Origin of the sequence: Sphingobium sp. BS19, from assembly GCF_027925545.1 — a bacterium.
Taxonomy (GTDB): domain Bacteria; phylum Pseudomonadota; class Alphaproteobacteria; order Sphingomonadales; family Sphingomonadaceae; genus Sphingobium.
The window spans coordinates 17,732-39,393 of the sequence record NZ_BSEF01000002.1 but is presented as its reverse complement, the minus strand read 5'-3'; the positions used below and the strand labels follow the sequence as shown (position 1 = coordinate 39,393).

Below are 21,662 nucleotides of genomic sequence, written 5' to 3'. Positions count from 1 at the left end.
ATGCTCAAGGGCGATACGTGCCGCGATTGCCGATTATATCGGCAGGATCGTGACTGGGGTGCCTTTCTCTGCGGCGGCGGAGCCTGCGGAGCGGACGATCAGGCAATCGGCGGCGGCGAGGGCGCGGGTGGCGGCGCTGTCCTGCGCGGTGAGGGCGACGGCACCTTCCTGCGTCATCCGGGCGCGCAGATATTCGTCGCGGGTGCCGGTGGCACCCAGATCGGTGGCCAGCGGCGCCGTGGTGAGGCGCGGCAAGGGCGTGGGATCGCCGGACAGATGACGGACGAGCGGGAGCAGGAACAAGGTTGCGGTGACGAAGGCAGATACCGGATTGCCGGGAAGGCCTAGGAAGGTCGCGCTGCCCAGCGTTCCGGCGATCAACGGCTTGCCGGGGCGCATCCGGATCTTCCAGAAGTCGAGCGTACCGCCTGCCGCTGCGAAGGCAGGGCGGACGAGGTCGTGATCGCCCACTGACGCGCCGCCAGTCGATACGATGATATCGGCGTGGCGGGCATCGAAGGCTGACGTCATGGCGGCAAGATCATCGGGAATTATGCCCATATCGTCGACATCGCAGGGGAACGCGGCGAGCATGGCGGCGAGGAGTATGGCGTTGGAGGAGGGCAGCTTGCCCGCCGGAATAGGCGCGCCGGGGGCCACGAGTTCGTTGCCGGTGGACAAGATGGCTATGCGGGGGCGTCTGTGGACGGGGAGCGCGCCGTATCCGCCGAGCGCGGCGAGGCTGAGTTGTGTCGGGCCGAGGCGGGTTCCGGCGGGGAAGAGCAGATCGCCGCTGGCAAAGTCCGATCCGCGCGGACGGATGTGGAGGCCGGGGGGCAAGGGGTCGTCGGTCGCGGGGGTAAGGGTGTCGCCCTCGCGTGTTGCATTTTCCTGGATGAGTATGGCGTCCGCGCCGAACGGAACGGCGGCGCCGGTGAAGATGCGCGCGGCTTCGCCTGCGCCGAGCGGTCGGGGGAGCGGGCCGCCTGCGCAGCTTTCCTGCGTGACATGCCAGGGGCCATCGCCCGCCGCGAGCGCATATCCGTCCATCGCGGACAGGTCAGCGAAGGGTTGATCGCGTAGGGAGGCTATGTCGGATGCGAGCCAGCGGTTGGTGCAATGGGCGAGGGGCGCGTCCTCGTGGGGTAGCGGACTGGCCAGCGCGAACAGTCGCGCCTGTGCGTCCGCTACGGCGAGCAGGCTCATCGTGCTGCGTGCCAATCGCCCGACTTGCCGCCGGTTTTGGATAGCAGGGCGATGCTGTGGATTGTCATGCCCTTATCGAGCGCCTTTGCCATGTCGTATACGGTAAGCAGGGCGACCGAGACAGCGGTGAGCGCTTCCATTTCCACGCCCGTTTGCGCGGCGGTGCGGGCGGTCGCCTTTGCGGTGACGCCGGTGTCGTCGAGGTCGAAGTCTACCGTCACGGCGCTGAGCGGGAGCGGGTGGCACAGGGGAATGAGATCGGCGGTCTTTTTCGCGGCCATGATCCCGGCGACGCGCGCAACGGCGAGGACATCGCCCTTTTTTACCAGTCCCTGCGCGATGGCCTCGGCAGCTTCGGGGATCATGTCGATACGGCCAGTGGCGACGGCTTCGCGCACGGTGGTCGCCTTGGCCGAGACATCGACCATGCGAGCGGCGCCTTCGGCGTCGAGATGGGTGAGGCCTGTCATGCGCCGAGCAATTCGCGGGTGGCGGCTTCGACATCGGGCTGGCGCATCAATGCTTCGCCGATGAGGAAGCAGCGGACGCCGCGCTCCGCCATGGCGTTGAGATCGGCGCGTGTCGTGAGGCCGCTTTCGGCGACGAAGGTGCAGCCTTCCGGCGCGCGATCGACCAGTTCGTACGTGCGGGCGAAATCGACGGAGAAATCGCGCAGGTCGCGATTGTTGACGCCGATGAGCCGCGATTTGAGTTTGAGGGCGCGTTCCAGTTCGGCAGCGTCGTGGACCTCGACCAATGCGTCCATGCCGAGCGCGAGGGCGGCATCTTCGATATCGGCCATCTGCGCATCGTCGAGCGCGGCGGCGATGATGAGGATCGCGTCTGCACCGATGGCGCGGCTTTCCAGCACTTGCCAGGGGTCGACCATGAAGTCTTTCCGCAGGACGGGAAGAGTACAGGCCGCGCGGGCGGCGATGAGATAATCCTCATGCCCCTGAAAATAGGGCGCGTCTGTCAGGACCGAGAGACAGGCCGCACCGCCCGCCTGATAGGCGGCGGCGTGGGAGGCTGGATCGAAATCGGCGCGGATGAGGCCTTTGGAGGGGCTGGCTTTCTTGACCTCTGCGATGAGGCCGTAGCGGGTGCTGGCCTTGCGGTCGAGCGCCTGACGGAAGCCGCGGGGCGGGGTCTGATGCAGCGCCCGATCGTGTAGGTCTGCGACGGCGATGGCGCTGCGGCGCGCGGCAACTTCCTCGCGCTTGGTTGCGCAGATTTCGGTGAGTTTGTTGGTCATGTGTACGCTATCCAGCAGTTCAGCAGGGCGTTGGCCAGCCCCTTGTTGATGGCTTCGGCAGCTTCTTCGACGCCCGTGGGCAAATCTGGCACGGCGCCCGCGACCATCAGCGCTGCGGCGGCGTTGAAGAGGACGGCATCGCGATAGGCACCGGGTTCGCCCTGTAACAGTGCGCGCAGGGCAGCGGCGTTGTGGGTGGCATCGCCGCCACGGATGGCGTCGATCGAATGGGCAGGAAGGCCCGCATCGGTAGGCGACCAGCGGCGCATGGAGACGATCCCGCTACTCGTAATATCGGCAATGTCGTTGCCGCCTGCGACGGAAAGTTCGTCCAGTCCTTCGTCGCCCGAGACCACCATCGCCCGGTCCGCGCCAAGCATCGCGAGCGCTTCGGCATAGATCGGCACGTAAGCGGGGCGCGCGATGCCGATAAGCTGGCGGCGCACTTTGGCCGGATTGGCGAGGGGACCCATGAGGTTGAAGATGGTGCGGCGGGCCAGAGCCTTACGGATCGGACCAAGGCGTTTGAGGGCAGGATGGTGATTTTGCGCGAACAGGAAGCAGATGCCCAGATCGGCCAGAGAGCGTTCGGCAAGTTCTGCGGCGCGGGTCAGATCGAGGCCGAGGGCCTCGAGCGTATCAGCCGCACCGGATTTGGACGAAGCGGCGCGGTTGCCATGTTTAGCGACTGGCACATCGCAGGCGGCCACGACCAAGGCTACCGCGGTGGACACGTTGAGCGTGTGGTGCCCGTCGCCGCCGGTTCCACACACATCGATGGCATTGGCAGGTGCGGAGATAGGGATCATCCGGTCGCGCATTGCCTCGGCAGCGGCAGCGATCTCAATGGAGGTTTCCCCCCTATCGCTCATGACGATCAGGAAATGGGCGATGTCTTCGTCCGACGAGCCGCCGTCGAGCATGGTTGCGAAAGCCTGCGCGGCGGTAACCGGATCTAGGGGCAGGGACGGATCGGGAAGCGCGGACATGGTTGCTCCCTTAGCCACAGCGCGCGAATCCTGTCGAGCGATAAACCGCTTAATCTCAGGCGCGCTCTTTGACCTTCATGCCTGCAGCCGTCATGAAATTGGCGAGCATCGCGTGGCCATGCTCGGTGGCAATGCTTTCGGGATGGAACTGAACGCTGTGGATGGGCAGGTCGCGATGGCGAAAGCCCATGACCGATCCGTCATCGCTGGTGGCGTTGACGAGCAGGCAGTCGGGAATATCCTCCACGATGAGCGAGTGATAGCGCGTCGCGGTAAAGGGCGAAGGGATATCAACGAAAAGCCCGGTGCCGTCATGGGTGATCGGCGATGTCTTGCCGTGCATCAGACCGCCGCGCACCACGCGCCCGCCGAAATATTGTCCGATGGACTGATGGCCTAGACACACGCCCAGCAACGGCTTGCGCGCATCGGCGCAGGCACCCACGATGTCGAGGCTGATCCCGGCTTCATTGGGGGTGCAGGGACCGGGCGAGAGCAGGAACGCTTCTGCGCCGGAGGACATGGCCTGTCCGGCAGACATGGCATCATTGCGGACGACTTCGACTTCGGCCCCCAGTTCCATCAGATAATGGACGAGGTTCCAAGTGAAGCTGTCGTAGTTGTCGATGACAAGGATCATGACCGCATTACTGCCCGAAACCAGCGGAGCGTGCAATCGCCACCGCTTCGCGCGCTGCGGCAAGAAGTGCCCCACTCTTGGCTTCGCATTCGCGTTGCTCATATTCGGGCACGCTGTCTGCGACGATGCCTGCCCCTGCCTGAACGTGCATCACGCCGTCTTTGAGGACTGCGGTGCGCAGGACGATGCAGCTATCCATATTGCCGTCCGGGCTGAAGTAGCCGACGCCGCCAGCATAAGCGCCGCGCGTTTCCGGTTCCAGTTCGGCGATGATCTCGCACGCGCGCACCTTTGGCGCGCCGCTGACGGTACCTGCGGGGAAGCCCGCGAACAGCGCGTCGAGGGCGTCTTTGCCGGGTGCAAGCTGACCCACGACGTTGGAGACGACGTGCATGACGTGGCTGTAAAATTCCACGCCATAGCTGTCGGTCACGGTGACGCTGCCAGCACTGGCGACGCGGCCGACATCGTTGCGACCAAGGTCCAGCAGCATCAGATGCTCGGCGCGTTCCTTGGGATCGGCGAGCAGGCTGTCGCGATTGGCTGCGTCCTCGGTTGCCGTTTTGCCGCGCGGTCGGGTGCCGGCGATGGGGCGAATAGTGACTTCGCCGTCACGTGCGCGGACGAGGATTTCCGGGCTGGACCCGATCAGCGCAAAGCCGGGGAGATCGAGATAATAGAGGAAGGGCGACGGATTGATCCGGCGCAGCGCGCGATAAAGCGCGATCGGCGGGAGTGTAAAGGGGCTGGTGAAGCGTTGGGCCAGCACGACCTGAAAGATATCGCCCGCGACGATATAGTCCTTTGCCGCGTTCACCATTTCGCCATAGCGGCCATCGGGCAGGATCGGTGTGACGACGACGTCAGGCAGCTCGATAGATGGCGCGGCGTCGGGTATTGGCCCGGCGAGACGCGCCGCTGCAGCATCGATGCGATCATGCGCGGCGGCTATGGCTTTGTCCGGGTCGGTGAAGCTGCCCTTCCAGACAGGCGCAACGAGAAACAGCGCATCGGCCAATCGGTCGAAGATCAGGATGACGGTCGGACGGACGAACAGCATGTCCGGCACGTCGATGGGATTGGCAGCCGGGCGAGGCAGCTTTTCAACCAGCCCGATGGTTTCATAGCCGAAATAGCCGACGAGACAGGCCAGCGCCGAAGGCAGCGCGGGGTCCATATCTGCCTTGCATTCTTCGACGAGCGCCCGAAGTGCGGCGAGTGCGCCATGATCGGTCGGCACGAACGCATCGCGATCGGTCTGCCAGTGCCGGTTGATTGCCGCTTCGTCACCGACAGCGCGGAACACAAGGTCGGGTGCGAGGCCGATAAGACTGTAGCGCCCACGCACCGCGCCGCCCTCGACGGACTCCAGCAGGAAGTCGCCGCGATCCGGCTCGAACAGTTTCAGCGCAGCGGAGATTGGCGTGTCGGTATCGGCAATCTGGCGACGCCAGATGAGTGCCGACCGGCCCTCCGCCAGCGCTTGCCGTGCCGAAGCGTTCCCTTCCAGCTCCGTCGTCATAGGATCAGGGGGTTACGCCGTTGGCGGCGCGCAAAGCCTGCTTCACGGTTGCGAGCGCAGCGGCATCGCGCTTCACACCAAGCTGCTTTTCCATCGCGCGTTCAAACTGATCGGCATATTCGCTGCCCGCGACCTGCGAAAGCTGCCCGCGGACATTCTCGACCAATGCAGGTTGCTTGGCTGCGTCGGCGCGCTGAATGGCGTCAAGCTGGACGATGAAGGTGCCTTGATCGTTCGGAATGGCCAATGTCTTGACGCTTTTGGGTGCCATGGCAAAGAGCAGCGCGATTTCCTCGGGCGGGCGTTCCTGACCGCGCATCAGATCGGCGCGGCGACCGGCAACCTTTTGTGGCGCAGGGAGAGGAACGCCGACGGACTTGATCGCATCGTCGAGCGACATGCCCTTGGCAATCTTCGTCCGTAATTCCTCGGCAACGGCCTTGGCTTTGATCGCACCCTGATTAAGCTGATACTGCCTGGCGACGATGTCCCGCACCTTCGCCAGCGGGGGCGGAGCAGCGGGAATGATTTCGCTCACATCCAGCAGGGCATAGCGCTGATTAGGAATGATCGGCACAAGCTGGCCGTCGTCGTCTGCCGTCATGTCGAAACCGGGCTTCAAAAGCGCCTGCAGATCGGCGCTTGGTTTGAAAATGCTATCCTGCACAGCCTGACCGGTGGAGATAACCGCTGGCGAGGTTTCGATGGCAAGGCCGTTGTCCTTTGCAACTTCGTCGAATGTTGCGCCTTCGGCTACCTGATCTTCAATCCTGCCAGTGAAATCGCTGATGAGTTGGGCCGTCTTCTGCCCCTTAAGTGTTGCGATCAATTCCGGGCGAACCTGTGCCAGCGTACGTTCTGCTACCGTGTCGATTGCGGTGACACGCAATACTTGCCAGCCCAGCCCGGTACGAATGGGGCCGACGACACCATCCTTAGGTGCAGCAAAGGCGGCTTGCACAACGGCATCGTTGCCGTCCTTCGCCAGCATCGCCTTGGTCTGCTTGGTCAGCGTGGCGACAGCAAGTCCGGCTGCGCGCGCGGCGTCCGCCATCGACTTACCGGCCTTCACATCGGCAGCAATCGTCTTCGCGGCTGCTTCGGTCGGCAAAACGAGGCGGTCGAAATTGCGTGTCTGAGTGGCGGCGTAGCTTACTTTGTTCTGATTGTAGGCCGCAGCAATTTCCGCATCGGTAGGATTAGCTGCACCGGCGAAGCGGGCCGCGTCGATCACCGCATAACGCAACTTGCGCTGTTCCGGGATCGAATAGCGATCCGCGTTCTTCGTGTAGAAGTCCTGCAACTGCGCATCGGTGGGCGCAGTCTTCGGCAGGAATGCCGCCGCCGGAATCGCTGCGATGCGGCCAGCGCGTGCTTCGAGAAGCAGCGACGCATAGGGCAGCACGAGGCTGTCGCCCAATCGCACGCCAAGGCTGGCAGGACCGACAAGCTGCTTGCCGATCAGGTCGCGAGACATGTCATCGCGCAACGCCTGCTCGCTGATCCCTTCACGTGCCAGAAGCTGACGGAACAAATCCTGGCTGAATTTGCCCGACGCATCCTGAAAAGCAGGAATGCCGGCGATCTGGCCATCGACCATACGCTTCGACACGCTCATGCCCTGATCGTCGGCATAGGCGCTGACGGTCAGGCCTGCCACCATCTGGTCATAAATTTGCTCGACGGCTCCCTTGGCGATGAACTCGCCAATTTGCAGCCCGGGGTTTTGCTTGCGCTCCTGCTCGAAGGCCCGCTGCACACGCGACTGTAGCTCCGTGACGGAAAGCTTCTCTCCACCGACTTTCGCCGCTGTGCCACCGCCTCCGCCAAGATTGCCGAGACCGCCGGTGTTGGTGATATCGCCAGCCGCAAAAGCAAAAGCAATGACGCCCAAAAATGCCAGCGCAATGAATGCGCCCACTTTGGAACCGAGAAAACGACGGAAAAAACTGAGCATAAGGGTCCGGAACTGAGGGCCAAAGACAAGTCGACCGCCGCTTTAGGGTCGAATCCGGCTGCTGTCGAGTGCAGGCGACGAGTTCGGGTCGTAGGGGTGGACAATATGGCATGAGCCGCTATCGCTGCGCCGCAACATCCCATTTCGTGCAGGAGATCAGGGGTAATGACAAGACGTAAGCTGGTTGTCGGCAACTGGAAAATGAACGGACTGCGCGCGCATCTGCCGCAGGTGGCAGCGATTGGCGCGGAAGCCAGCGCTCATGGCGCAGTCGAAGTAGGCCTGTGTGTGCCCGCGACGCTGATCGGCATAGCGAACGAAGCGCGAGGCGGTGCCTTCATCGGCGGGCAGGATTGCCACGCCAAGGCGACGGGCGCGCATACCGGATGCCTGTCCGCCGAAATGCTCAGAGAAGCAGGAGCGACTTGGGTGATCGTCGGCCATAGCGAACGCCGCGCCGACCAAGACGAAACGGATGCCGATGTGGCTGGGAAAGCGTTGGCTGGCCATGCGCAGGGACTGAAGGTGATCCTGTGCGTCGGCGAAAGCCTCGAAATACGCGACAGTGGGGAGGCCGTTCCCTTTGTGCTGGCGCAACTGGAAGCTTCCCTGCCGGAAGGGGCAGCAGCACAGTGGCTGTCAATTGCCTATGAGCCAGTGTGGTGCATTGGTACGGGCCGCATTCCGACCATGGAGCAGATCGCCGAAATGCACAGCGCCATTCGCGGTGCTCTGGTCAAGCGGATCGGCGAAGACGGCAACGCGATGCGCATCCTGTATGGCGGGTCGGTCAATGCCGCCAACGCAGCCGAAGTCTTTGCCGTGGCAGATGTCGACGGTGGACTGGTGGGCGGCGCAAGCCTGAAAGTCGACAGCTTCGGACCGATCATCGAAGCTGCGGCAGCGTAACGATACGCCAGCGCGAGGTTGAACCGAAAGGACAACCTCGCTATGTGCGCGGCAACAGATATTATCCGGACAGCATAGTCGCATGATTTTCACGTTTCTTCTCGTCGTTCAGGCGATCATCGCAGCCGCCTTGGTCACCGTTATCCTGATGCAGCAGTCGGAAGGCGGCGGCTTGGGCGTTGGCGGCAGTCCTTCGGGTCTGATGTCGGCGCGCGGAGCGGCAAACTTTCTGACGCGTGCGACGACGATTCTTGCGACCATGTTCGTCAGCCTCAGCGTCGTTCTGGCGGTTATCGCATCGGTCCAGCATGCGCCGAGCAGCATCGATACATCGCTTGCCAAGACGGCTCCGGCAGCCCCTGCAAACAACGCCGCGCCGCTGGCGGGTGGCGATCCGCTTGCCGGGGCGGCGCAGTCCGTCGGCAATAGCGCAACGCCCGCAACCAACGAGAGCGTTCCGCTCGCCAACTAACCTTCGCGTTTCGACGTAAAACTTCTTCGCTCGAAACTATTTTTGCGGGCGTGCGGATTCGCGCGCTTGCCCAACACGTTCGTAAAAGGCTAAGCCTCTCATCCCATGGCGCGGTATATATTCATAACCGGCGGCGTGGTCTCCTCGCTTGGCAAGGGCCTCATGGCCGCCAGTCTTGCAGCATTGCTGCAGGCACGAGGATATCGCGTGCGAATCCGGAAGTTCGATCCTTATCTCAACGTCGATCCCGGCACGATGTCGCCGTATCAGCATGGCGAAGTCTATGTGACTGACGACGGGGCGGAGACCGATCTCGACCTCGGTCATTATGAGCGCTTTACCGGCGTCCCCAGTCGGCAGTCGGACAATGTGACGCAGGGTCGCGTCTATCAGACGATCATCACCAAGGAACGGCGCGGCGACTATCTAGGCGCGACGGTGCAAGTCATTCCGCACGTCACCGATGAGATCAAGGCGTTCGCGACGGCTGACACCGATGGCATCGATTTCGTGCTGTGCGAGATCGGCGGCACGGTTGGCGATATCGAAAGCCTTCCGTTCATGGAGGCGATCCGCCAGTTGCACAACGACCTCGGCCGTTTGCAGTCGATCTTCGTCCATGTGACGCTGGTGCCGTACATTGCGGCAGCGGGTGAGTTGAAGACAAAGCCCACGCAGCACAGCGTGCGCGAACTGACGTCGCTGGGCATTCAACCGCACATCCTGCTGTGCCGGTGCGAGCAACCCTTGCCTGACAGCGAACGCGCGAAGATCGCGCTGTTCTGCAACGTACGCAAGGAAGCGGTGATTCCCGCTCTCGACGCGCCGAGCATCTATTCGGTGCCGACGCAATATCATGCCGAGGGACTGGATGACGAAGTGCTGCGTGCCTTCGGTATCGAGGGGGCCAAGGAGCCGGTGCTCGATCGCTGGATCGACATCATGGACCGTCATGCCAATCCCGAAGGCGAAGTGACTATCGGCGTTGTCGGCAAATATGTCGGCCTGCCTGACGCCTACAAGTCGCTCCATGAGGCGCTGGTGCATGGCGGCCTGCATAACCGGGTGAAGGTGCATATCCGCTGGATCGATGCGGAATTGTTCGAGAAGGACGATGACAGCATCACTGCTGCGCTTGAACCGCTGCACGGCATTCTGGTGCCCGGTGGCTTCGGTGTGCGCGGAAGCGAAGGCAAGATCGCGAGCGTCCGTTTTGCGCGTCAGCGGAACGTGCCGTTCTTCGGCATTTGTCTGGGTATGCAGATGGCCTGCATCGAAGGGGCGCGGAACACGGCGGGCATTGCCGATGCGTCCACGACCGAATTTGGTGAAACGAGCGAGCCGGTCGTCGGCCTGATTACCGAATGGATGGGATCGGCAGGCCTGCAGAAGCGGCAGGAAGGCGGCGATCTGGGCGGCACCATGCGGCTCGGCGCGTATCCGGCCAAGCTGAGCGGCAACAGCGTCGTCGCTGGCATTTATGAGACCGATGAAATCAGTGAGCGGCATCGTCACCGATATGAGGTGAACGCAGGCTATCGCGAACCGCTGGAAAAGGGCGGCCTCATCTTCTCGGGCATGTCCCCGGATGGCACTTTGCCCGAAATCGTCGAGCGGCCCGATCATCCCTGGTTCGTCGGGGTGCAGTTCCACCCGGAATTGAAATCCAAGCCTTTCGATCCGCATCCGCTATTTGCCAGCTTCATCGGTGCAGCGCTGAAGCAAAGCCGACTCGTCTAAGAGGGGCTTGGATTCGCGCGCGCCTCGCCGCATAACGGCGGCGAGGGGGCCTCATGGACATTACAGCACTTTACGCAAAGCTGCCGGAACATAGCTTGCTTCGGTCATTGGGGCCGGACGATCTGGCTTATCTGCTGACCGATGCGCGCGAGCATAAGGCGAAAAAAGGCGCGGTCCTTCTGCAGCAGGGCGATCCGGGGGATTTCCTGCTGATCCTCATGGAGGGGCGCGCGCGCGTGACGGTCTATTCCGCCAACGGGCGGGAAATCGTGCTGGAATATGTCGAGGCTGGCACAGTGCTGGGCGAAATCGCGCTGATCGACGGCGGCTTGCGCACAGCCAGCGTCATCGCCCTTGGTCCTGTGCGCTACCTGACCTTGCCGCGCGCGGTGTTCGAGCGCGTGATTGCCGCCAATCACCGCATTGCGCTCCGCCTGATGCGGGAGCTGGCGATGCGGTTGCGGCTCGCCAATGAGACCATCGAAACGGATCGGGCCTATGGTGCGGCACCGCGTCTCGCGCGGTTCCTCCTTCGATTGCTCAAGAACAGCGAAACCGGCGTTATCAGCCTTAGCCAGACCGAACTCGCGATGTTTGCCGGCATCAGCCGTGAGAATATCAACCGGCAACTCGCGCTGTGGGCACAGGGCGGTATCGTCGAACTGGAGCACGGCAAGATCCGCGTGATGGATGTCGATTCGCTGGAGGAAATAGCCGACGCGATGGAATGAGCGGTGCGCCGCACGCTTGACAGCCCCGCAGCACAATGCCAATGCGCGGCTCCCTTCGGGGGCGCGTAGCTCAGTGGTAGAGCACACCCTTCACACGGGTGGGGTCGCAAGTTCAATCCTTGCCGCGCCCACCATTTGCAAATCCGGAAGCTTCCAGACGCTTCCGCATTTCTCCAAAATGCCAAAGAAGTGTAGACGTGCGGCAGCTTCGCGTCCGCATGCGCCGGGGGTCTTGCACATCCAGACGAATTCGCTGTGGGCATTCTGTCGCGGAGTATCGGAAAGGAGAGATATGAAGCGGTCCCGCCTTCATGGTCGGTTTGGCGGCTAAGTTAAGCTAATCCCTGATATAGTTATGCGCCCCCCCATGATCTGATTGCCTGTTCCGACGATAGGCCTTGACCGGGGTTCTCCCGGCCAGACCCGAGTGCCGACGCTGCGTGTTGTAATAGGTGATCCACCGGCCAAGGCCGACCCGCAGTTCCGAGCCGGTCTCGAAGGCATGGAGGTACACACACTCGTACTTCAGTGATCGCCAGATGGGTTCAATACAGACATTGTCCATCCATCGGCCCCGGCTTTCCATGCTGATGCCAATATCGGCGTCAAGCAGCACGCTGGCGAAGGCTTGCGACGTAAATTGGCTGCCCTGATTGGTATTGAGGTCTCTGGCTTGCCGAAGCGGCCCAGTGCCTCCTTCGGCGCCGCGACACAGAATCCAGGTTCATCGTATTCGACAGCTCCCAGGCCAGCACCATGCACATTGCCATCTTCACTTGCGGTAATTGCTGGGAAAACTGGAGGCCAGATTCCAGATATGCGTGATCCAGTTTTATTGATCTTACGCAAAGTCGCGACATTAGCCACTGGCCTAAGCTGGCGCGGCATAAATTGGAGGATGTGATAGCTATGGAAACTCGAGGATATACAACCGCAGCAGAGCATGTCGACGTGATCATCGTCGGCGCCGGAATTTCCGGAGTCGGCTCGGCCTATCGCTTGCAGCAGGACTGCCCGGAGAAAACCTATCTGGTGCTCGAGGGCAAAGATACTTTCGGCGGAACCTGGGAAACCCACAAATATCCGGGCGTGCGCTCGGATTCCGATCTCTACACTTTCGGCTACAGCTTCCGGCCATGGCTTGGCAACCCGATCGCGAGTGCCGAGGATATTCTGGCCTATATGGGCACGGTGATCGAAGAGAACGGGATCGGACCACGCATCCGTTATGGACATTGGATCACGGCCTGTTCCTTTTCCCGCGAAACCGACCTCTGGACGGTCGAAGCCACCCGCAAGTCCGATGGAGCGAAGCTGGTCTTCACATGCAACTTCCTGTGGATGTGCCAAGGATATTATGATCACGAAACCCCTCACATCCCCGATTGGGCGGGCATGGCCGACTATAAGGGTCTATTCGTTCACGCCCAGAAATGGGATCCCGCGACCGACTACACCGGCAAGCGGGTGCTGGTGATCGGTTCGGGCGCGACTGCGGCAACGGTGGTTCCGGCATTTGCCGAAAAGGCGGCGCATGTCGTGATGCTGCAGCGCTCACCAACCTATTTCCTCTGCCGACCGAACCAGAACGACCTGGCCGACCGCTTGCGCGAAATCGGCATGGACGAGCCGACCATCCACAGGGTGGCGCGTACTCAGATTCTCCACGATCAGCTGAACTTCATCAATCGCTGCAATGCCGACTCGAACGAAGTATTCGAGGAACTCAAGACCAATATCCGCGCGTTTGCGGGTGAGGATTTCCCGATCGAGCCGCACTTCGTGCCGAAGTACAAGGTCTGGCAGCAGCGCATCGCATTCTGTCCGAACGGCGACCTGTTCCAGGCGGCGGCTGCTGGCAAGGTCTCCGTGGTAACCGACACCATCGACAGGTTCACCGAAAAGGGCGTGCGGACTGCTTCGGGCGAGGAGATCGAGGCGGACATCATCGTCGCCTGCACCGGCTTCAACTTGCTGGTGATGGGCGGCATTCCGTTCACGGTCGACGGCAAGCCAATCGATTGGCACGAGACCGTTACCTACCGTGGCGCAATGTTCACCGGAGTGCCCAATATGGTCTGGGTCATGGGCTATTTCCGCGCGTCCTGGACACTGCGGGTTGAAATGATCAGCGAGTTCGTCTGCAAGCTGCTTAACCGCATGAGCGAGCGCAAGGCGACGCGGGTCGAGGTGACCTACCGGCCACAGGACGAAAGCATGGCTCTGGCGGACTGGATCGAGGAAGACAATTTCAATCCTGGGTACCTGATGCGCGGCCTCAAGGATCTGCCCCGCCGCGGCGACCAGCCAGAATGGCGCCACAATCAGGACTACTGGGCCGAGCGTCACGAGTTACCGAACATAGACCTCGATGGCCCGGAATTCCTCTACGATGGCCAACGCACCAACTCAGAACCATTGGTCGCGATATGATTATAGGCTTCCGGCCGCATGCCTTTTGGGCAGATTGAACGCTACTGTCCAATCGTCGAGATGTCATCTGTTCCGTATCGATGACATCTCGACCCGTATGAGAAAGAGTCGCGCCCCAACGCCTGGCTCATCAGATCGTTTGCCGAGAAAGTTTGCCGTAATCTGCCTGGGTGGCGATCCTCGCCGGACTATCCCCGGCGCCGCTGGGACGCCGGGGACATGTGCGTGCCTATAAAGTAGCTTACAGCTTCTCGGTGAGTTCCGGCACGATCTTGAAGAGGTCGCCGACCAAGCCGATGTCGGCGACTTGGAAGATGGGGGCGTCCTCGTCCTTGTTGATGGCGATGATGGTCTTTGAGTCCTTCATGCCGGCGAGATGCTGGATCGCGCCCGAGATGCCGATGGCGACATAGACTTCGGGTGCGACGATCTTGCCGGTCTGGCCGACCTGATAGTCGTTGGGGACATAGCCCGCATCGACCGCAGCACGGCTGGCGCCCACGGCTGCGCCGAGCTTGTCGGCGAGCGGGAAGATGTTAGCCTTGAACGTGTCGCCATCCTTGAGCGCGCGACCGCCCGAGACAATGATCTTCGCGCTGGTCAGTTCAGGGCGCTCCATCTTCGCGATCTCCGAGCCGATGAAGCTGGAGAGTCCCTTGTCCCCCGTAGAGGATACCGCCTCGACGGTGCCGGATCCGCCGGTGGCGTCTGCCTTCTCAAAGGCCGTGCCGCGCACGGTGATCACCTTCTTGGCGTCTTTGCTCTTGACCGTGGCAATGGCGTTGCCCGCATAGGTGGGGCGGGTGAACGTGTCTTGGCTCTCGACTGAGAGGATGTCGCTGATCTGCATTACGTCGAGCAGCGCAGCTACGCGCGGGGCGATGTTCTTGCCGTTGGAGGTGGCGGGCGCGATGAACGCATCATGGTGGCTCATCAGTTCCACGATCAGCGGCGCGACGTTTTCCGGCAGCGCATTCGCAAAGGCGGCGTCATCGGCGACATGGACTTTGCCCACGCCAGCGATCTGCGCGGCGGCGCTCGCTGCAGCAGCGCAGCCGGAACCTGCGACGAGCAGATGCACTTCACCCAGTTTGCTGGCGGCAGTGACAGCAGCCAGCGTTGCATCCTTGACCGACGCATTGTCATGTTCGACCCAAACGAGCGTCTTCATGCGGCTACTCCCATGGCTTTGAGTTTGGCGACCAGTTCATCAACGTCGGCGACCCTGATCCCTGCCTGACGCACCGGCGGTTCGACAACCTTGAGCGTTTCGAGCCGGGGGCTGATGTCGACGCCATAGTCGGCGGGGGTCTTCTGCGCGAGCGGCTTTGACTTGGCCTTCATGATGTTGGGCAGCGAGGCATAGCGCGGCTCGTTCAAACGCAGGTCGGTGGTGACGATCGCGGGAAGGGTGAGCTTCACCGTCTCCAGACCGCCGTCGACTTCGCGCGTCACCGAGACGCTGTCGCCCTCGACCTCGACCTTGCTGGCGAACGTACCCTGCGGACGGCCCAGCAGCGCGGCGAGCATCTGGCCGGTCTGGTTGCAGTCGTTGTCGATCGCCTGCTTTCCCAGGATGATCAGGCCAGCCAGCTCTTCTTCCTGCACCTTGGCGAGCAGCTTGGCCACGCCCAGCGGCTCCACATCCTCAGCTTCGATCAGGATCGCCCGGTCCGCGCCCATGGCCAGCGCCGTGCGCAGCGTCTCCTGTGCCTTGGCCGGTCCGATCGAAACCACCACCACTTCCGTGGCAGCACCCTTCTCCTTGAGACGTAGCGCTTCTTCCACCGCGATCTCGTCAAAAGGGTTCATCGACATCTTCACATTGGCCAGGTCGACACCCGTTCCGTCCGCCTTCACCCGTGGCTTCACGTTGTAATCTATCACCCGCTTTACGGGCACGATAATCTTCATCGAGTGGCTTCCTTTCAATCTTTTTATATAATCCTGCTGAGGTCCGTATTCTGCACCATGTTCGCACCGCAAATACAGGTACATAGCTAGCCGGAGAACAGGCTAAGCCTACATTGAGGGAGGCGCATTCCTCATGTGTATCAGGCACGGCAAAGGGTGTTTTACAGTACGGTTTCGAGCATCTTGCTTAAAGCTTCCCGATCCCGCTCGGCAAGTATTTGGATGCATGAACGGGAGGCGGGGAGATGATTTCATGGATGTGGTAAGTAGGACATCCCGAGTCAGCTAAGCGCTATGGGGGTGATCCATTGAGCGCTTCAACCCAATCGACACATTCGTAGCCAGCAACGGCGCACTGAGACAAGTCGCTTCAATCTCGAAGAGCGTAGCACGACAGCTTTGATTGGCATCATCCTGCTTGGTTCATAAATCAGTGCGGTGGCCCGGCCACTTCCTGAACCGCTTGCTGCAGCCATTCCATTACTGCCGAAACCCGCGCCAGCCGTCGCAGTTCGTGATGTACGACGACCCAGAAGCTGCGCTGGACCATGACTGCGTCTGCAAGCTGCGGTACCAGCACCGGATCATTCAAGCCGATAAAATTGGGCAGGATTGCTACTCCAATCCCGCCACGTATCATCGCATGCTGCACATTTATGCTGGAGCTTGCGAAATTCGGCGAGAGTTGCACGTCAACCTCATGCAGATAGCGCAGCTCGTCAGCATAAATGAAATCAGGGATGTAGCCGATTAATGTGCGGCTTCGCAGGTCCTCGATATCCTGCACTCCGCCATGATCACGGATATAGTCTCGCGAGGCATACAGGCCGAGCCGATAGTCCGCGAGTTTGCGCGACAGCAGCGCCCCGCGCGAGGGGCGGGCGAGCATGACTGCCATATCCGCCTCGCGCTTCGAGGGATTGAGAAAACCGTTTGTCGTCACGATTTCGAGCGATATATCGGGATGACGCTCGTGGAATTGTGACAATTGGGGTGCGACTACCCACGTCGCAAACCCTTCTGACATGCTAATCCGTACCGTTCCGGCATAACGGCTGCGCTCTCCAGAAAGATCGCCGCTGGCCGACAGCAGCGACCGTTCCATTTCCTCGGCATGGGCAAGCAGCTTTTTTCCGCTCGGTGTGAGTGCATGCCCGCGCGGCCCGACTTCGAACAGGCTGGTGTTGAGAGACGCCGCCAGCCGATCAATCCTGCGGCCGACCGTGGTTGCATCTACCCCCAGCCGGGCCGCTGCCGTCGCCAACGTCCGTCCGCGTTCGACCGCCAGAAAATAGCGGAGATCATCCCAATGTATCATCGCACCCCTTCCTGCAATAATGCAGCCTATCGATGCAATATGATCTGTTAACAAGCAGAATGATTGGGTCTAGCGTGATCGTCATCTTATTTTGGGTGGTCCGAATAGATGTGCCCTAACGGGCGACAATACTTGGCAGGAGAGTAGAAATGGACCTCCAATTACGCGGGAAGCATGCTGTCGTGACCGGCGCTTCGCAAGGGATCGGACTCGCCGTTGCGACGCTGCTGGCGGAGGAGGGGTGCGACCTAACTCTCGTGGCGCGGAACCGGACAAGCCTGCAGAATGCCGCTGACCAGATCGCCGCCGTAGCGCACGCTGTGCCGCGGTTGATCGTCGCTGACCTGTCCCTACCCGGCGCGATTGACGAATTGGCGAAGGAAGTGACGTCTCTGGACATCCTGGTCAACAATGCCGGTGCGATACCGCCGGGTGGATTATTGGATATTTCATCCGAGCGATGGCGTGCCGCCTGGGATCTCAAGGTGTATGGTTATATTGACCTGACCCGCAGCCTTTATACGCTGCTCACAGTTAGTCGGGGCGTGGTGGTCAACATCATCGGAACGGCGGGTGAACGGCCTGATCCGTCCTATATTGCCGGTGCAGCCGGTAACAGCGCGCTGATGGCTTTTACCAAAGGCATGGCGAAGGGGGCTGCGGTTGACGGGGTGCGCGTCGTCGGCATCAACCCGGGGCCCGTACGGACGGAGCGGATCAAGCTGATGCTGCGTAATCAGGCGGAGCGCAAACTGGGGGATGCCGAACGCTGGCCGGAGCTGGTGGCGAACATGCCGTTTGGACGCATGGCGGAGCCACAAGAGATCGCCCAGGCCGTGGCGTTTTTGGCCTCGCCGCTATCGGCCTACACGTCCGGGGCGATCCTTACGATCGATGGAGGTGGCGCGTAGTCGCTCTCCCTCTCTGACGTCATTGCCCATCGTGGGCTTCAAGCTGAGCGTTAGCTAGAGCGCTCCTACAGTTCGTTCGGTTTGCCTGCATTGCGAACCATAGCCAGAGTTGTGATCACAAGTAGCGGCCAGCTGATTAATGAAAGCGTGATGAGGCCTGTGCGAATGCCTTGCCCCTCTCCTGCAACCCACGTTCCAATCTCGACCGCAGCCAGTGGCCCCAGTCCATAGCCGAGAACGGAGATGATAAGGAAATTGAGGCTGACAATACGGGCTCTCATTCGAGTGGGAGTGTATGACTGAATTGCGATGGGCGTCATGACATTGAATGCCGATCCCATGAACATACCAACGGCGAACCCGGAAAGCTGGAGAACAATGCTGTCTGAGAGCAGTCCCGCAGCATAGCAAGGTGCTGCAAAAAGTGATGGAAGGACGAAGGTGCGCAGAATGCCTTTCTCTGGATCACGATGATACAATCGCAATCCGCGCCACTGCCAGAAAAAGTTTCCGGCCAGTGCGGCGGGAACGCCTACGAGACCCAGAAGATAACCTGCTTCAGAGGCGTTCATGCCATGTTCGCGGATCAGCACCGTTGGAAGCCATATTATGATTGCCAGGCTATAGATGCAATTTATGCCGGTGAGGGACAGCAGCGGTCCCATGAAGCGCATGCGCTTCTTCAAATATTGGATTAGCGCCGCCATGCTTACTTCGGCCGCTGGAAGCGCCTCGGAGATGCTTCGTGTCGGTATCTTTGCTGTGAAGGCGAATATCAGGGCCAGCAATAATCCGGGTAGCCCGACTATGATTAGCGTTGTCCTCCATGTCGTCAGCCCAATGTCGCTGCTGACCGCTTCGGCGAGCCCTATCGCGGCCGCTCCGAGCGCATAAGCACCGATTGTCATGAAGCTGCCGATGGAAGTGAAGAATGCAACCGGCAGGCCACGTTGTGCCGGTTTGAACAAATCGGCAATCAGAGAAATGGCTGCTGGCATGAGCACGGCTTCGCCCAACGCCACACCGCATCTCAGCAGGAATATCATCTCGAAATTCGTTGAGAAAGCGCTCAATATGGTCGCTAGGCTCCAAATGATTACGCCGATAGTCACGACAGTCCGCCGGTTGCGGGTGTCGACAAAATGACCCAGAGCTACGCCTCCGATGGCGTAAACCAATGCGAAGCCCAAGCCTAACAACAGAGCCAATTGCCGGTCGTCAAGGCCGAGGGAAGCAGCAAGCGGTTGGGCCAGCAGAGCCAGAATGCCGCGGTCGAGCCATGAAACGACATAGAGAGCCGCAAGCAACCAGACGGTGTACCAGGCCTGCCTGTTGCTGACACCGGCGGGCGGCAAGATTGCAGCGTCTTGCTCGTTGATGGTGTTGATGGGGTTTCTCGGCACAACTGCTCTCCCAAGACATATTATGTTTATTTGATTTCTGGATTCTGGCGTCAGCCGGAGCTGCCAACTGCTTCCGTCGCCTGCCATTGCTCTAACCGGGCGCTCACCAATTGTAGCGAGTCGACACCGAAATACATGTCGGTGCCACCCAGGAAAGTCGTGGGAACACCGAAGGCACCCCGCGCAATAGCTTCGTCCACTTTTGCACGCAGCGCATCTTTGGCATCCTGCTGGGTGATCTGCCCGAGCAGCCAGTCCCCATCGACGCCTACTTCCCGACAGATATCGAGAAGGACCGAGTTTTCCGAAAGGGGAAGCTCGTCCCTAAAATAGGCCTGATAGCAAGCACGGGCGAACGGGATGAGATGACCGATGGGCTGGAGAACCAGACAGGCACGCATCGCCTTGACGCTGTTAATGGGGTGACCTGCTGGCGGGAAGTTGATCTTTATCCCTGTGATATCGGCCCAGTCCTGCATGACCTTTGCATGGTAGTCTACCTTGCGCGGCGGGAACTTCTCCTTGAAAAGGTTGAATTCGACGCCTGGGTTGACCGCATTGAAGATGCCGCCGACGAGGACCGGATGCCATTCGACAGTGAGGCCGAAGCTTTCGGCCAGCGGCATGATCCGTTCGAAACCGAGATAGCTCCACGGACTGGAGCAATCAAAGAACATTTCAAGTTTCATGGCCGCTCCTCAACTTTGGATGATGCTAGTGGAAAGATTGGCCTCGGGAGGGCGCGCATGGCATCGATGCCGCCGCCCGCAGCGATCCCCCGCTGAACGGCAGGACGGGCGCGGACGAGCGCGAACCACGTTTTCAGGGCCGGATAGTCGTCAAGGGTGAGGCCTTGCGCCTTGTGGGTCATGATCCACGGAAAGCAGGCTATGTCGGCGATTGAGTAGCTGCTGCCAGAAACAAATGCGCCTGTGCGGGCCAATTGGGCATTGAGCACGGTATAAAGCTGACGGACTTCCTTGCCGTAGCGCTCAATGGCGTAGGGGATCTTCTCCGGGGCGTAGAGCAGAAAATGGCCATTCTGCCCGACCATAGGGCCGAGGCCAGCAACCTGCCAGATCAGCCACTGGATAGCGGCATATCGTTCTGCCGGCTCCGGATCAAGGAACAGGCCAGTTTTATCGGCCAGATAGAGCAGGATGGCGGCGCTTTCAAATAGGGTGGTGGGCTTGCCGCCGAGTCCCTGTGCATCGATGAGCGCGGGAATTTTGCCATTGGGGCTCGCCATCAGGAACCCTTCGGGCGGGTCACTTCCCCAACGGACGGGAATAAGCCTGTAAGGAAGGCCCATTTCCTCCAGGCAGATCGTGATCTTCCATCCGTTTGGAGTGGGTGCATAATAGACCGCGAGATCGGCCTCCGACCCGGTCATGGCGCCTGCAGCGTGGATAGCAGCCGGCGGGTGAGAGGATAACCGCGGTCCTCCGGAATACATATCCACGACTCACCATGTTCATCGCCCTCAATGCAAGGCGAAATGGGGATGCACTCGATGTTGCCGAGATGCTCCTTGGCGGCCTCGAACGCCGGATAGGCAGCGAGACGTTCCAGATTGTACAATGTGGGAAAGATTATCTTGGCGGTGCCAGCCTCAGCTTCATTGATGGCTTCATGGGCATGGAGCCAGCGTGCCTGACCAACCTCGTCGACATCGGCAGTAACGGTGCGATCTCCCTCGTGACGGGTGATATAGAAGCGGGTGTCGAAGCGACGATGCGATTGAAATTTTGGATGCCACTGGGCCCAAGGCAGGAGCGCCGCCAGATCAAGCTTGATACCGTTATCACCCAGCAAGGTGCTGAATGGGACTTTCCGCTTCAACTCTGTCTGCAGGGCGACAGCATCCACCGGCATCGACGACTGAAAGGCTACCAGGATACCAACTTCTTCCAGCATTTCGCGAATGGCCGTTACGCGGTGCGCCAGCTCGACCGGTTCGCCGAGTGTGACATCGACCAGGTTCGCATCTGTAGCGGTACGGTGGTCGTCTTCATCTACCCGGCCGCCGGGGAACACCAGCGCGTTGGGAGCAAAGCGCATTTGTGCTGTGCGCTGGATCATCAGATGGCGCGCGGCTTGCCCGTCACTTTCGTAATACAGGATCAGCGTGGCTGCTGCGATCCCTGGCCCCGACACCGTTTCACCGCGTCCATCGCTCATCCTCTGTCTCCCGGTCCTGTTTCCTATCATCATTCCTGTGACGGATAAAGCAACCGACCTATATCTGCATCGATAGTAAAT

At 60.7% G+C, this 21,662-nt stretch carries 20 protein-coding genes, 1 tRNA gene and 1 pseudogene; 7 read left to right on the top strand and 15 right to left on the bottom strand.

The genetic code is table 11. The annotated features are described in order from the left end of the window. Positions 1-33: 33 nt before the first annotated feature. The 7 genes from QMG56_RS02610 to QMG56_RS02580 are packed head-to-tail and all read right to left on the bottom strand — an operon-like array spanning position 34 to position 7,569. Positions 34-1,206 (bottom strand): molybdopterin molybdotransferase MoeA, encoded by a 1,173-nt coding sequence (locus QMG56_RS02610; RefSeq protein WP_281821032.1) that lies wholly within the window; start codon positions 1,204-1,206, stop codon positions 34-36. Next, positions 1,203-1,676, bottom strand: a complete 474-nt coding sequence (gene moaC / locus QMG56_RS02605) for a cyclic pyranopterin monophosphate synthase MoaC (RefSeq protein ID WP_281821030.1) — start codon at positions 1,674-1,676, stop codon at positions 1,203-1,205. Before moaC ends, QMG56_RS02610 begins: the two co-directional genes overlap by 4 nt. Beyond that, the gene (gene trpC / locus QMG56_RS02600; protein WP_281821028.1) at positions 1,673-2,461 is read right to left on the bottom strand and encodes an indole-3-glycerol phosphate synthase TrpC; all 789 of its coding nucleotides are present in this window, start codon (positions 2,459-2,461) and stop codon (positions 1,673-1,675) included. The genes moaC and trpC overlap by 4 nt, the downstream gene beginning before the upstream one ends. After that, positions 2,458-3,450, bottom strand: coding sequence for an anthranilate phosphoribosyltransferase (trpD, locus tag QMG56_RS02595; protein ID WP_281821027.1), 993 nt, complete (start codon positions 3,448-3,450; stop codon positions 2,458-2,460). Before trpD ends, trpC begins: the two co-directional genes overlap by 4 nt. Positions 3,451-3,505: 55 nt before the next feature. Then, complete coding sequence (locus QMG56_RS02590; RefSeq protein WP_281821026.1) at positions 3,506-4,090, bottom strand: aminodeoxychorismate/anthranilate synthase component II; 585 nt, start codon at positions 4,088-4,090, stop codon at positions 3,506-3,508. 7 nt (positions 4,091-4,097) lie between these two features. Next, positions 4,098-5,612 carry an anthranilate synthase component I gene (gene trpE / locus QMG56_RS02585; RefSeq protein WP_281821025.1) on the bottom strand — a complete coding sequence of 505 codons (1,515 nt, stop codon included), beginning with the start codon at positions 5,610-5,612 and terminating at the stop codon, positions 4,098-4,100. A 4-nt stretch (positions 5,613-5,616) separates the two neighbouring features. Beyond that, complete coding sequence (locus QMG56_RS02580) at positions 5,617-7,569, bottom strand: SurA N-terminal domain-containing protein (RefSeq protein WP_281821024.1); 1,953 nt, start codon at positions 7,567-7,569, stop codon at positions 5,617-5,619. A 165-nt stretch (positions 7,570-7,734) separates the two neighbouring features. On the opposite strand from QMG56_RS02580, the gene tpiA reads away from it, so the two are divergent. From tpiA to QMG56_RS02555, 5 genes are all read left to right on the top strand, one after another. Further along, positions 7,735-8,478 carry a triose-phosphate isomerase gene (gene tpiA, locus QMG56_RS02575; RefSeq protein ID WP_281821022.1) on the top strand — a complete coding sequence of 248 codons (744 nt, stop codon included), beginning with the start codon at positions 7,735-7,737 and terminating at the stop codon, positions 8,476-8,478. 85 nt (positions 8,479-8,563) lie between these two features. Beyond that, entirely contained in the window at positions 8,564-8,950 is a 387-nt protein-coding gene (secG, locus tag QMG56_RS02570) for a preprotein translocase subunit SecG (protein ID WP_281821219.1), read from the top strand. 105 nt (positions 8,951-9,055) lie between these two features. Beyond that, positions 9,056-10,690, top strand: a complete 1,635-nt coding sequence (locus tag QMG56_RS02565) for a CTP synthase (RefSeq protein WP_281821021.1) — start codon at positions 9,056-9,058, stop codon at positions 10,688-10,690. Positions 10,691-10,743: 53 nt separating this feature from the next. Continuing rightward, positions 10,744-11,421: a Crp/Fnr family transcriptional regulator gene (locus QMG56_RS02560; RefSeq protein ID WP_281821020.1), complete on the top strand. Its 678-nt coding sequence runs from the start codon at positions 10,744-10,746 to the stop codon at positions 11,419-11,421. A 59-nt stretch (positions 11,422-11,480) separates the two neighbouring features. Continuing rightward, positions 11,481-11,555 (top strand) — tRNA-Val (locus tag QMG56_RS02555). A gap of 257 nt (positions 11,556-11,812) precedes the next feature. On the opposite strand, the pseudogene QMG56_RS02550 reads toward QMG56_RS02555, so the two are convergent. Further along, positions 11,813-12,176, bottom strand: a pseudogene (locus QMG56_RS02550) (transposase); the annotation flags it as partial. Between the two features lie 154 nt (positions 12,177-12,330). Between QMG56_RS02550 and QMG56_RS02545 the strand changes: the two are divergent. Then, a complete protein-coding gene (locus QMG56_RS02545) occupies positions 12,331-13,854 on the top strand; it encodes an NAD(P)/FAD-dependent oxidoreductase (protein WP_281821019.1) in 1,524 nt (507 codons plus the stop codon). 241 nt (positions 13,855-14,095) lie between these two features. Here QMG56_RS02545 and QMG56_RS02540 read toward each other — a convergent pair whose 3' ends face one another. The 3 genes from QMG56_RS02540 to QMG56_RS02530 form a co-directional block, all read right to left on the bottom strand. Next, positions 14,096-15,025, bottom strand: coding sequence for an electron transfer flavoprotein subunit alpha/FixB family protein (locus QMG56_RS02540; protein ID WP_281821018.1), 930 nt, complete (start codon positions 15,023-15,025; stop codon positions 14,096-14,098). Continuing rightward, complete coding sequence (locus QMG56_RS02535; protein WP_281821017.1) at positions 15,022-15,768, bottom strand: electron transfer flavoprotein subunit beta/FixA family protein; 747 nt, start codon at positions 15,766-15,768, stop codon at positions 15,022-15,024. The genes QMG56_RS02540 and QMG56_RS02535 overlap by 4 nt, the downstream gene beginning before the upstream one ends. A 430-nt stretch (positions 15,769-16,198) precedes the next feature. Then, positions 16,199-17,086 (bottom strand): LysR family transcriptional regulator, encoded by an 888-nt coding sequence (locus tag QMG56_RS02530; protein WP_281821016.1) that lies wholly within the window; start codon positions 17,084-17,086, stop codon positions 16,199-16,201. 149 nt (positions 17,087-17,235) lie between these two features. On the opposite strand from QMG56_RS02530, the gene QMG56_RS02525 reads away from it, so the two are divergent. Next, positions 17,236-17,997 (top strand): short-chain dehydrogenase/reductase, encoded by a 762-nt coding sequence (locus QMG56_RS02525; RefSeq protein WP_281821015.1) that lies wholly within the window; start codon positions 17,236-17,238, stop codon positions 17,995-17,997. Positions 17,998-18,062: 65 nt separating this feature from the next. Here QMG56_RS02525 and QMG56_RS02520 read toward each other — a convergent pair whose 3' ends face one another. The 4 genes from QMG56_RS02520 to QMG56_RS02505 are packed head-to-tail and all read right to left on the bottom strand — an operon-like array spanning position 18,063 to position 21,581. Continuing rightward, entirely contained in the window at positions 18,063-19,487 is a 1,425-nt protein-coding gene (locus QMG56_RS02520) for an MFS transporter (RefSeq protein ID WP_281821014.1), read from the bottom strand. After that, positions 19,451-20,089 (bottom strand): 2-hydroxychromene-2-carboxylate isomerase, encoded by a 639-nt coding sequence (locus QMG56_RS02515; protein WP_281821013.1) that lies wholly within the window; start codon positions 20,087-20,089, stop codon positions 19,451-19,453. Before QMG56_RS02515 ends, QMG56_RS02520 begins: the two co-directional genes overlap by 37 nt. Further along, a complete protein-coding gene (locus QMG56_RS02510; RefSeq protein WP_281821012.1) occupies positions 20,086-20,793 on the bottom strand; it encodes a glutathione S-transferase N-terminal domain-containing protein in 708 nt (235 codons plus the stop codon). The genes QMG56_RS02515 and QMG56_RS02510 overlap by 4 nt, the downstream gene beginning before the upstream one ends. Further along, positions 20,790-21,581, bottom strand: a complete 792-nt coding sequence (locus QMG56_RS02505; RefSeq protein ID WP_281821011.1) for an NUDIX domain-containing protein — start codon at positions 21,579-21,581, stop codon at positions 20,790-20,792. The genes QMG56_RS02510 and QMG56_RS02505 overlap by 4 nt, the downstream gene beginning before the upstream one ends. Between the last annotated feature and the right edge of the window lie 81 nt (positions 21,582-21,662).

Excerpts from the sequence above, each read along its gene's own strand:
- QMG56_RS02560 (WP_281821020.1), top strand. The coding sequence starts at position 10,744 with ATGGACATTACAGCACTTTACGCAAAGCTGCCGGAACATAGCTTGCTT.
- QMG56_RS02530 (WP_281821016.1), bottom strand. The coding sequence starts at position 17,086 with ATGATACATTGGGATGATCTCCGCTATTTTCTGGCGGTCGAACGCGGA.
- QMG56_RS02535 (WP_281821017.1), bottom strand. The coding sequence starts at position 15,768 with ATGAAGATTATCGTGCCCGTAAAGCGGGTGATAGATTACAACGTGAAG.
- tpiA (WP_281821022.1), top strand. The coding sequence starts at position 7,735 with ATGACAAGACGTAAGCTGGTTGTCGGCAACTGGAAAATGAACGGACTG.
- QMG56_RS02540 (WP_281821018.1), bottom strand. The coding sequence starts at position 15,025 with ATGAAGACGCTCGTTTGGGTCGAACATGACAATGCGTCGGTCAAGGAT.
- trpC (WP_281821028.1), bottom strand. The coding sequence starts at position 2,461 with ATGACCAACAAACTCACCGAAATCTGCGCAACCAAGCGCGAGGAAGTT.
- QMG56_RS02545 (WP_281821019.1), top strand. The coding sequence starts at position 12,331 with ATGGAAACTCGAGGATATACAACCGCAGCAGAGCATGTCGACGTGATC.
- moaC (WP_281821030.1), bottom strand. The coding sequence starts at position 1,676 with ATGACAGGCCTCACCCATCTCGACGCCGAAGGCGCCGCTCGCATGGTC.
- trpE (WP_281821025.1), bottom strand. The coding sequence starts at position 5,612 with ATGACGACGGAGCTGGAAGGGAACGCTTCGGCACGGCAAGCGCTGGCG.
- QMG56_RS02565 (WP_281821021.1), top strand. The coding sequence starts at position 9,056 with ATGGCGCGGTATATATTCATAACCGGCGGCGTGGTCTCCTCGCTTGGC.
- trpD (WP_281821027.1), bottom strand. The coding sequence starts at position 3,450 with ATGTCCGCGCTTCCCGATCCGTCCCTGCCCCTAGATCCGGTTACCGCC.
- QMG56_RS02510 (WP_281821012.1), bottom strand. The coding sequence starts at position 20,793 with ATGACCGGGTCGGAGGCCGATCTCGCGGTCTATTATGCACCCACTCCA.
- QMG56_RS02515 (WP_281821013.1), bottom strand. The coding sequence starts at position 20,089 with ATGAAACTTGAAATGTTCTTTGATTGCTCCAGTCCGTGGAGCTATCTC.
- QMG56_RS02580 (WP_281821024.1), bottom strand. The coding sequence starts at position 7,569 with ATGCTCAGTTTTTTCCGTCGTTTTCTCGGTTCCAAAGTGGGCGCATTC.
- QMG56_RS02520 (WP_281821014.1), bottom strand. The coding sequence starts at position 19,487 with ATGGCAGGCGACGGAAGCAGTTGGCAGCTCCGGCTGACGCCAGAATCC.
- QMG56_RS02525 (WP_281821015.1), top strand. The coding sequence starts at position 17,236 with ATGGACCTCCAATTACGCGGGAAGCATGCTGTCGTGACCGGCGCTTCG.
- QMG56_RS02590 (WP_281821026.1), bottom strand. The coding sequence starts at position 4,090 with ATGATCCTTGTCATCGACAACTACGACAGCTTCACTTGGAACCTCGTC.
- QMG56_RS02610 (WP_281821032.1), bottom strand. The coding sequence starts at position 1,206 with ATGAGCCTGCTCGCCGTAGCGGACGCACAGGCGCGACTGTTCGCGCTG.
- QMG56_RS02505 (WP_281821011.1), bottom strand. The coding sequence starts at position 21,581 with ATGAGCGATGGACGCGGTGAAACGGTGTCGGGGCCAGGGATCGCAGCA.